This is a genomic window from Nitrosomonas sp. Nm132 (assembly GCF_900100485.1).
Classification (GTDB): Bacteria; Pseudomonadota; Gammaproteobacteria; order Burkholderiales; family Nitrosomonadaceae; genus Nitrosomonas.
The window spans coordinates 1-11,095 of the sequence record NZ_FNDH01000001.1 but is presented as its reverse complement, the minus strand read 5'-3'; the positions used below and the strand labels follow the sequence as shown (position 1 = coordinate 11,095).

Here is an 11,095-nt window from a genome sequence, read left to right as displayed (position 1 = left end):
TGGCCATGTCGTCGCAAACTAAAGCGAGATCACCAAGCACGCGCAACGCAGACGAAACCGATTTGATATCGGCGATCGGTCACAAGACTTCGCCGCCTTATACGATCCGGCCGGGAACCCGGTTTCCGCCCGGCGCCGCTGCCGGGGCAGAAGGCGTGAACTTCTGCATTTTCAGTCAATATGCGAACCGGGTCGATCTGCTGTTGTATGCCAGCGCGGACAGTCTCGCGCCGTTTCAGATCATCCCGCTTGATTCCGAACAGAACCGCAGTTTCTTCTTCTGGCACGTGTTCGTGGAGGGTTTGCCGGTCGGAACCTATTACACCTGGCGTATGGATGGCGCTGGCGACACAGCCACGACCGGGCGGCGTTTCTATCCTGAAAAAGAACTGCTCGATCCCTGGGCGCAGGCAGTGAGCGATGCGCTGTGGAATCGCAGGCTCGCCTGCACTGAGCAGGACAGCCGCTCGAATCGCTTGCGTGCCATTGTCGCCGAGCCGCTCCCGCGAGCAACATCTGCATCGCATTGGAAGCAGGTCAGCTTGGAAGGCGCGGTGATCTATGAGTTGCATGTGGGCGGTTTCACCCGCCATCCGTCGGCGGCAGTGGGACACCCTGGCAGCTTCGCCGCACTTAAGGAGAAGATTCCCTATCTGCAGGCGCTGGGCGTGACCCATGTCGAGCTGTTGCCGGTGATGGCTTTCGACACGCAGGATGTGCCGCCCGGTGTGGCGGGGCGTGGGCTGCATAATTATTGGGGTTACAGCACACACAGTTTCTGGGCACCGCATCCGGGATATTGCATCGAACCAGCGCGCGCCGCTCAGGAGTTCCGCGACTTGGTCGATGCGCTGCATGCGGCTGATATTGGTGTGCTGCTGGATGTGGTTTTCAACCACACGGCGGAGGGGGGCGAAGCGGGCCCGGTGATTCATTTCCGCGGGCTCGCCAACGACATTATTTACCACCTCGATGCCATCGACCAGCGCCGTTACCTCGATTTTACTGGTTGCGGCAATACCGTGAACTGTAATCATCCATTGGTGACGGCATTCATCGTACATTGCCTGGAATACTGGGTGGAGGTACTCGGAGTGGACGGTTTCCGCTTCGATCTTGCCAGCGTCTTCGTGCGCGGTGACAATGGCGTGCCGCTCGCCAACCCGCCTTTGCCCTGGGTCATCGAATCCTCGCACATCCTTGCGCGGGTGCCGATGATCGCCGAGGCCTGGGATGCAGCCGGGTTGTATCAAGTCGGTGCGTTTCCCGGTATGGCCTGGTCGGAATGGAATGGCCGCTACCGGGATGTGATGCGCCGCTTTGTGCGCGGGGACCCCGGGCTCATTGGTGAAGTGGCGACACGTATCACCGGCAGTGCCGATCTCTACGCCGACGACAAACGCAAGCCGATTAGCAGTATTAATTTCATTACCTGCCACGACGGTTTCACGCTCTACGATTGGGTGAGCTACAACACTAAGCATAATGAAGCTAACGGGGAAGACAATCGTGATGGCAGCAACGACAATCTGAGCTGGAACTGCGGCGTTGAGGGCGAGACTGGCGATGCTGCCGTGAACGCATTGCGTATACGGCAGGCGAAAAATCTTTTGACCCTCCTGATGCTGTCGCGCGGGGTGCCCATGCTGCTGGCCGGTGACGAAGTGCTGCGCACGCAGCGCGGCAATAACAACGCCTATTGCCAGGACAACGCGCTTAGCTGGTTCGACTGGCGGTTCACCGAGCGCAATGCCGGCATGCTGCGTTATACCCGTGAGCTGATCGCGTTGCGCCGCCGCCATCCCAGCCTTACCAGCAACCGGTTCTTTACGGGCGCACCGCTACCCGGGCGGGATATGCCCGATATCGCCTGGCATGGAGCGCGCCTCAACGAGCCGTCCTGGCACGATCCGCAGGCACGGCTGCTGGCTTATACGATCGCTGCTTTGCGCGATGACGAAGAGGACCTGCACGCGATCCTGAATATGTCGGATCAGCCCGTAGAAGCGCCTTTGCCGCTGATGCGCGGGCGGCGCTGGCATCTGGCGCTCGACACCGCTCAATCCTCTCCTGCCGATATTTTTGCTCGCGAGCGCCAACAGCCAGTCGTGGCCGGAGTCTACCCCGTTGCACCGCGCAGCGTGGTGGTGCTCGAGGCGCGCGCATGAGCAGCCGTATCGTGCTGGTCGTCAATGCGGGGTCATCGAGTCTGAAATTTTCGGTATTTCGCGCGGACGATGCGGCAACTTTGCAGTTGGCCGAGCGCGGGCAACTCGATGGGATCGGTACGCGCCCGCGTTTGTGCGTAACAGATGCCGCGGGGAGCGTCGTGGTCGAGCGCGATTTCGCGGTTGCCGAAGTCAGGGGTGTGAAAGACGCCATCAGGCTCGCCGGTGCCTGGCTGCACGAGCGCTTTCAACATGAACCACTGCTTGCCGTGGGCCATCGCGTCGTCCATGGCGGTGCCCAATTTTCCCATCCTCTGCTGATTGATGCCGAGGTGTTCGCGGCGCTGGAGCGCTTGATCCCGCTCGCGCCCCTGCACCAGCCGCACAACCTGGCGGCGATCCGCGCGGTGCGCGAGGCGCAACCGCAGGTGCCGCAGGTGGCGTGTTTCGACACGGCGTTTCACCGAACTCATCCGCAGCTTGCCGATCTCTATGCGCTGCCCTGGGAATACTATGAATCCGGCGTGCGGCGTTATGGTTTCCACGGATTGTCCTACGAGTACATCGCGGCGATGCTGCCGCAGGTCGCACCCGGGATTTCCGATGGACGGGTGATCGTGGCGCATCTCGGCAGCGGGGCCAGCTTGTGCGCCCTGCGAGCAGGCAAGAGTGTAGATTCCACCATGGGCTTCTCGCCGCTCGATGGCGTGCCGATGGGAACGCGGCCAGGTGCGCTCGATCCGGGGGTATTGCTGCACCTCATCAATCAGCGCGGCCTGTCGGGTGTTGACCTGGAGAAGCTGCTGTACCGGGAATCGGGCTTGCTCGGTTTGTCCGGCATCAGCAACGACATGCGCGTGCTGCTGGAAAGCCAAGAGCCGCGTGCTCAGCTGGCGGTTGCGTATTTCGTGCACTACACCGTCAAGCAGATCGGCGCGCTCGCGGCGGTGCTTGGCGGCGTGGACGGCTTGGTATTCACCGCCGGGATCGGCGAGCGCTCGTCAGCGATCCGCGCGCGTATTCTGCAGGCCTGCGCCTGGCTGGGCGTGTCGCTCGATACCGCTGCCAATGCGCGCGGCGGCCCGCGTATTTCAACGGAAGGCAGCGCCCTCCCGGTCTGGGTCATTCCAACTGACGAAGAACTGATGATCGCGCGCCATACTTTGCTACTGATAATCAGCGGAAAGGGTGGGCATCATGTTGACTGACTGGATACCGTTGTTGCGCGATCTGCGCCAGTATCGTAAGGAGTGGTTGACGCATGATGTGGTCGCTGGGCTGTCGGTGACAGCAGTGCAGGTGCCCACGGCGATTGCGTATGCCACCCTGGCGGGCTTTCCGCCTGAGGTCGGCCTTTACGCGAGCATACTGCCGGTGCTGGTTTATGCCTTGTTCGGTTCGTCGCGGCAGCTGGTGCTCGGGCCGGATGCGGCTACCTGCGCGATGATCGCTGCGCTGCTGCTGCCGATAGCGGAGGGCGATCTGAACTATTACCTGAAGCTCTCGGCTGCCATGGCGCTCACGGCGGGTCTGCTGATGGTCTTCGGTGGCATGACCCGCATGGGCTTCATCGTCAATTTCTTCTCGCGCCCGATCCTGATCGGTTTTCTCAACGGCATTGCGCTCAGCATCATCGCCGGACAGCTGGGCAAGCTGTTGGGTATCGCGGTGGTGAGCCGGGATTTTGGGCCGTCGCTGCTGGAACTGACCAAACGCCTCGGCGAGATACATGGTTACAGCCTGGGCGTGGGGCTGGCGACGTTGGCGCTGCTGGTTCTGACCCGGCGCTATCTTCCCCGGGCGCCGGCTGCGCTGATCGCGCTGCTGGCCACCAGTCTGGGTGTGTTTCTGTTGGGGTTGGATGCGCGCGCGGTCAAGCTGGTCGGGGAGGTTCCGTCCGGCCTGCCGTCATTCGCACTCCCGGGTCTCGGTTATGAGGGAGTACAAGGCATTTTTATGAGCGCAGTCGGCCTGGTGATTGTCTGCTTTACCAGTGGCATGCTGACGGCGCGTAGCTTTGCAGCGCGCAATGGCTATAACATCAATGCCGATCAGGAGATGCGCGCGATCGGCTTTGCCAACATGGCATCGGGCCTGTGCGGTGGATTCGCGGTGACTGGCGCCGACTCGCGTACGGCGGTCAATGATGCCAGTGGTGGCAAGACTCAATTGGTTTCCGTGATTGCTGCGTTGGCCACGGCCGGGGTTGCGCTGTTTCTGACACAACCGCTAGGACACTTGCCCGTCCCGGCGCTGGCCGCGGTACTGATCTTTTCCGCCTGGGGCCTGCTGGATGCGGCCGGTATACGCCGTCTGCGCGTGATCGATCGCTTCGAGTTCAGTTTGTCCTTGTTGACGACGATAGGGGTGCTGACCATCGGCGTGCTGCCGGGTGTGGTGATCGCTATCATGCTGGCGTTGCTGAATGTGCTCATCAAGATTTACCGGCCCGCAGATACGCTGCAGGGCATTGTTCCAGGCCTGGAAGGCTACAACGACCTCAGTTTTTCGGAGGACGCCCGGCCCGTTCCAGGCATGATCATCTACCGCTTCGATGCGCCGCTGCTGTTCTTTAATGCCGATTATTTCAAGGTGCGGATACTCTCTCTGGTGGATGGCGCCGAACCCAGGCCGCGCTGGTTCGTGCTCAACGCGGAATCCATCAGCCAGCTTGACAGTACTGGCGCACAGGCCGTCGACGATCTGGTCACCGAATTGAAAATCCGTGGTGTGCATCTGGTGGTGGCGCGGCCGAAGCTGTATATGCGCAAGTACGGACAGCCAATGGGGCTAGGCCAGAAGATCGGTGCGGACAATATTTTCTTTTCCGTCCATTCTGCCGTCGAGACCATCCTGGCGCGGGAGGGACGGGGGAGTGCTGCAGATGATGGCAATTCATTACTAAAAGGAGTGAGTGGACATGAAAAAGGGGCATAACAATGAGTCTCCGGAAAAGGTTGGAGAGAAGGATGCAGAGACGCACGGCAAATCCAAATTGAAACGTAAGGACTACGATAAGGGATTACTCGACTTGCAGGCGGAACTATGCGCCGTGCAGGATTGGGTCATCGCCACCGGTCAGCGCATCATGATTGTATTCGAGGGCCGTGACGCAGCCGGCAAGGGTGGCGTCATCAAGGCCATCGCCGAGCGCGTCAGTCCGCGCGTGTTCAGGGTCGTCGCCTTGCCGGCGCCTACCGACCGCGAGAAATCGCAGATGTACATTCAACGCTATATGGCGCATTTTCCCGCGGCGGGCGAGATCGTCATCTTTGACCGCAGCTGGTACAACCGCGCTGGCGTGGAGCATGTGATGGGTTTTTGTACCGAAGCGCAGCACCGTCGTTTCCTGGAGCTAACGCCATTTGTGGAAAAGCAGGTCGTGGAAAGCGGCATCCTCCTGCTCAAATACTGGCTGGAAGTCGGAGATGAGGAACAGGAGCGGCGCTTTCGCGCGCGCATCGATGATCCCGTGCGTCAATGGAAACTGTCGCCGATGGATCTGCCCTCGCGCGAGCGCTGGTACGACTATTCGCGCGCGCGTGACCAGATGCTAACCGCCACCGACACGGATTTCGCGCCCTGGCATATCGTGCATTCGGACGACAAGAAGCGCGCGCGCCTGAATCTGATTGCGCATCTGCTGAAGCAGATTCCCTACGAGCGCATACCGCACAAGAAGATCAAACTGCCCAAGCGCATCACGGAGCGCGCCTATGATGATCAGACGACCATGGTCGGCCGGCGCTGGATTCCAGAGATTTATTAAACCCTGCGTCTACGTATTCGTACATATTTCTTTGATCAGTGTATTTTAACCCATGACGGGAAATCTCCAGGCTATGTCGGGGTGACAGTAGCAGTTTGGCATATACGGGAGTCCATCAGCGAAACTCGGATCGTGAGCCGCCAAGCACACGATTCATTTAGCGCGGGTATATAGAGAGCGTAAACGTAACTTTGTAGAGCGGCATTTCCGGGCGAGAGGCTACTTCGTGTCAACGGTCGGACAAAATGAACAAATGATACGGGAATATATACGCTACCAGGAGAAAAAAGATAAGCGCTTGGATCAGATGAATCTGTGGCGATAACCGGCTACCTGAAGGTAGCCGAAAAAAATGGGGTCGCGTAAGCGACCCCATTTTTTTCGCTTTGAGCGGCTCATAAAATTAACCCGAATATTTCATAAATTGGCATGTGCCAATTTATGAAATATTCGGGTTAAAGCCCTCGGCTTTGCCGGGGGATATTTTTTAGCTGATTTTTTGTCGAAAATTTTTACATAGACTCATCTTTATTATATATAACAATATGAATTATAAGTAATAATAAAACAAGGCACATTTCTTGCTTCTTATTTAATTGAGTGGGTATATGACATTTCTATTACAACACGTGACATAAATGTTTCAATTCATGACCGTAATTGTACATATTTGTCAATAGCCGATTGTTTGCAAGGAGTTAACCCGAATAGTTCATAAATTGGCACGTGCCCTCACTTGTCTTTTGATTAATAAGAAAGATTTTGCTCAGTCGGGTGTATGAATCACTACACCCCTCCTTCTCAAAACTTCCCTATTAATCAAAATCCTGCGTGATCATCACGCGAATTTATGAAATATTCGGGTTAAGCGGTTAAGTTAGTTTTCTCATTAATTAGCACAGATTAACTTCCGGACAACTCATTTCCCCAAGAGGAAAAAGAAAAATTAACTAGAGAGATTAAAATCATGAAGCAAATGCTAATTTTTATGCTTAATGCGCTGTTAGCAGCGGGGTGTATTCGTCTAGCTATTTCAGCCGCACTTACTTACGGTATTACAGATCATCCGGGGAATCATAAGCAACACAACGCGCCTACACCCTTTGTCGGCGGAGTTGGGATTTTTCTAGCTTTATTAATCACACTTATCATGCTGGTCAATACCCAACCCGAGGAGACAACCAAGTGGTTGAGCCTCGGCTTAGGGGCTGGCATCATGTTTGCCACAGGCTTTGTGGATGATTTAAAGCATCTTAATTACAAAGTACGTTTGATCATTCAGACGATTGTCGCGCTTATCATGATTCTTGGTGGCGGTGTCGTGCTCAGCAATCTTGGCGGCCTTGTTCCTAACCTGATGCTAGAACTGGGTTTGCTTGCAATTCCCTTCACTATCTTTGCCACGATCGGGGGGATCAATGCACTTAATATGATCGATGGTATAGATGGACTAGCGGGAACGTTATCTTTTATCAGCCTGCTGCTAATCAGCGCTGTTGCGTTCATTATCGGTGATGTAGCTAATCTTACGCTTGCTATCGCTCTTGCCGGTAGTACAGCAGGTTTTTTATATTTCAACCTTCGTTACGCTTCTCGACGTCGTGCGAGAGTTTTTCTGGGTGATAATGGTAGCATGCTGCTCGGATTTCTTTTTGCCTGGCTATTCATCGATCTCTCGCAAAGTTCTGATTTAGCCATGACACCAGTGACAGCAATCTGGTTATTTGCTGTACCCCTTATGGACACACTAAGTGTCATGCAGCGACGAATATGGCTGGGTAAATCGCCATTTGCAGCAGATCGTCATCACTTGCATCATTTATTATTGCGGGCTGGCTTTCTACCTCAAAAAGTTGTTTTCTTCATTGCTTCATTACACTTCCTGTTTGGCATGATAGGACTTGCAGGTTGGTATCACGGTATATCCGAATTTATAATGCTGGTCGGTTTTCTTCTTGCCTATATGGCGTACTTCTACGTAACCTTGCGACCGTGGCGCTTTATACCGATGATGAATCGGCTCCTTGTTCAATTTGATACCAGTTTAAAGTTTACTGCGCCTACAGCTAGTTCTACAGCCTTCTTTGGCAGTCACTCAGTTAAGGATATACGGACCATATTCCAAGCTATCAGGGACGAAATTAATCCGAAAATGGAATTTTATATGCGCGCCTATAAACAGCACTCAGATTGCTATGCACTGACTTTAAGTATATTGCCACCTGAAAATGGTGTTTTAGATGGAGAATTTGAACGGCAGATTGCATTGCTCCAGCAACGACTCATTGATAATGGACCTAACATCCAATTGCGTCAATTAACTGTCCGCGATAAAGGAAATGAGCAGAAACAAAACAATCAAGAAAACTCAGCGGATTATTCACGCCTGCCGGAAAGACGTCAGCTTGATTCCAAACATCTGGGGTTTGAAATCTTGTTCAGCAAGCAAGCACTCGGCTATCAACCCGATACTGAGAGTAAGAGAGTGTTTTTAAATAATTCATTGATTTGTCAAATAGATGAGACTAGGAGGCTGCCTGAGAATAACGAAGTAATCGACCCGACGCCGTAAATTGCGCCGAAGAGACACAAAGAAGCTGGGTTATGGGGAATATGCTGTATTAACCAGCATAAATTGGCACGTGTCCTCACTTGCCTTTTGATTAATAAGAAAGATTTTGCTCAGTCGGGTGTATGAATCACTACACTACTCTTTCTCAAAACTTCCCTATTAATCAAAATCCTGCGTGATCATCACGCGAATTTATGAAATATTCGGGTTAACGAAACGGTTAAAGCCTTCAGTGTAGAGGGTACTATTGGAACTTGACGAGCATACAGGCCGACGTGAGTGAGCATCGTGCAGACCCTGAAATGGATGTGCGCAAAGCCGACCCACCGAGGTTTCCGGGAAGGCCGTTGTATCAGTCGAAGCGAGCGAAGAAAGCAAGCTGAGATTGCGTCGCGGTATTGGGCGGCATGCATAAAAGAGGGAAACAGGCGCAACACGGGAGGCATCATGGCATGGTCGAGCGCAAGACCAACCGGAAGCCCGTGAGGGACGGATCCGGTGCGACGAGGGGGGCGGAGCGGCCCGTGCTGCCGGGAAAGTCAGGTAATTCCAGTCAGCAACTCTTATTATGCGCAATAATGCATATGACTTATCCACACGAACAAATAAATATTGCATTTCTCATAGAGTATTTACTACCAGATTACCGATTCTTGGCTTGAGTCAATTGGAATCTTCCACATTTTTCCCATAATGAGAATTGCTGAATGCCGATGGAGGGAAGGTGCCCCGGTAACACCTTCTGACCGGAAGCGGTCAAGCAGGTCTGGCTACTGAAGACTAACAGCACAAGCTGTGCCCCCCTGAGGATTCCGACGATTATGGATCGCGTCGTACAAACGGCCGTTCTGATCTTCTGCGCCAGTACCATATATAACGCCTGCCGGGCAGAGCGTGGAACGCGTGACGCGGCACGAGCGGTTCTTCGTCTGCTTAGCCCGAATATTTCATAAATTCGCGTGATGATCACGCAGGATTTTGATTAATAGGGGAAGTTTTGAGAAAGAGTAGTGTAGTGATTCATACACCCGACTGAGCAAAATCTTTCTTATTAATCAAAAGGCAAGTGAGGGCACGTGCCAATTTATGAAATATTCGGGTTAGTACCTCTGACATCATCACGTCATCGCTGCGGACCTGTCGCAATACTTTTCAGCATTCCCCGCGCCGAACTGATGAAGAGTGTCGCGCGTCACGTGAACGATCGGCACGTACTGTACCTCACAAGCAATGACTGGAGGCGTCTTATTCGTTAAGCGAGATTTGTCCACTTTTATAAAAAAATTGGATGTGAGATTGCCCATCACCATTTGTCTTCTGCCGATTTTCTTTACAACTCCCCAGAGTAATAGGCTGGTTGAGGTCATAACCTATTGATAATAGGCACATATCATAATTTGGCGCGAAAATTGCTTTAATTTAAATACACTCATCGCACCTCAAAATCCGGCAGCTATACCTTCTCCCGCTGAGAGAAAGCCGGATGAGAGATGATATAAACCGAATTTTGAGGTGCGATGAATATACAAAAGTTTTATAAAATTTTTATGACAAGGGGAGAGATTTATGAAAAAAACGTTATTCTCCGGATTGCTTACTTTCTTGCTCAGTTCAATACTATTGTTGGGAAACAGCTCGTTAGTGAAAGCGCAATCCGTTGCAACAGCGCTGAAACAAGTTCGGATTGTTGAAATCGATCATGTTTTCCGGGAGGAATTTTTTGGTGAAAATGCATCCGATCTTCTGGGTGCAGGGGGTATGGGGTTTCCACCCGGTTCCCATACGCTGCTGTTATTAAATGATCAAACGACAGGCAGTCCCGGCGTCGCGCTGGTAGAGCCGCCTACCGGTGGAAAGGGCCGCATTACCCTCACCCCGCTCGAGGCGGCTGACCCTATCAACCTGGCTCTTGACAGTCTCTCTACCGGCGCAAAAGGTGTCGGTCTTTCGCGCTTGTTTCTGCTGAATACGCAGCGCGGGCAATTGCTGGCCATCAAAGGCAAGGCGCTGGATGCGATGAATCCCCAGGGCATCCAACGCTCCGGCTTGCAAGGCAGCGGGATTGTCGATCCCCAGGGCATGACGCTGGATCCGGGCAATGGCGTGCTTTATGTGTTGGATGCGGAGGGACCGAGCATTTTACGCGTCACACCTAAACCGGGGCGGGTCTTTGCCGGCGCGGCGGTTTCCGAGATCCCTCTTCCCCGCAGCCTGGGCGGGTTGCGCGGCTTGGCCTTCAACCCGGAGGATAACCACCTTTATGTCATAAACCCTCAGCAGCGGCTCCTGTACAAACTAACCCGGGCGGGCGAGCTGGTCAAAACTTTCGATTTTCCTCTGGCGGGCATACCGCAGGGCATGATTTTTGCGCCAAGTCTGGATTTAACCGATCCCCCTGAGGTCTTTCATCTGTATTTAGCGACTGATCATGGTTTACAGGGGCAAGTCACCGAGTGGGTACTGCCAGGCTCTTTAAGCCCAAGAGCTCACTTTCCAGAGGAGTGATGATGATGATTACGAGAAAAAATAGCTGGGTGCTTTACCTGCTAGGTTTCATCCTCGCGTGCTGCACGCAGTCCCGCCTAT

6 protein-coding genes and 1 pseudogene are annotated in these 11,095 nt (G+C 53.8%); all 7 read left to right on the top strand.

Features of this window, described 5'->3' with window-relative positions; all coding sequences use genetic code 11:
- The first annotated feature begins 5 nt into the window (after positions 1 to 5).
- A complete protein-coding gene (gene glgX / locus BLP80_RS00045) occupies positions 6 to 2,168 on the top strand; it encodes a glycogen debranching protein GlgX (protein ID WP_090539203.1) in 2,163 nt (720 codons plus the stop codon).
- Entirely contained in the window at positions 2,165 to 3,376 is a 1,212-nt protein-coding gene (locus BLP80_RS00040) for an acetate/propionate family kinase (RefSeq protein ID WP_090538886.1), read from the top strand. Before glgX ends, BLP80_RS00040 begins: the two co-directional genes overlap by 4 nt.
- On the top strand, positions 3,366 to 5,105 hold the full coding sequence (locus BLP80_RS00035; RefSeq protein WP_090538884.1) for a SulP family inorganic anion transporter: 1,740 nt from the start codon (positions 3,366 to 3,368) through the stop codon (positions 5,103 to 5,105). The genes BLP80_RS00040 and BLP80_RS00035 overlap by 11 nt, the downstream gene beginning before the upstream one ends.
- Entirely contained in the window at positions 5,089 to 5,937 is an 849-nt protein-coding gene (gene ppk2 / locus BLP80_RS00030; protein WP_090538882.1) for a polyphosphate kinase 2, read from the top strand. Before BLP80_RS00035 ends, ppk2 begins: the two co-directional genes overlap by 17 nt.
- Before the next feature lie 142 nt (positions 5,938 to 6,079).
- Positions 6,080 to 6,262, top strand: a pseudogene (locus tag BLP80_RS00025) (transposase); the annotation flags it as partial.
- A 642-nt stretch (positions 6,263 to 6,904) separates the two neighbouring features.
- The gene (locus tag BLP80_RS00020; protein WP_090538880.1) at positions 6,905 to 8,509 is read left to right on the top strand and encodes an MraY family glycosyltransferase; all 1,605 of its coding nucleotides are present in this window, start codon (positions 6,905 to 6,907) and stop codon (positions 8,507 to 8,509) included.
- Positions 8,510 to 10,075: 1,566 nt separating this feature from the next.
- A complete protein-coding gene (locus BLP80_RS00005) occupies positions 10,076 to 11,014 on the top strand; it encodes a YncE family protein (RefSeq protein ID WP_090538874.1) in 939 nt (312 codons plus the stop codon).
- The last annotated feature ends 81 nt before the right edge of the window (positions 11,015 to 11,095 follow it).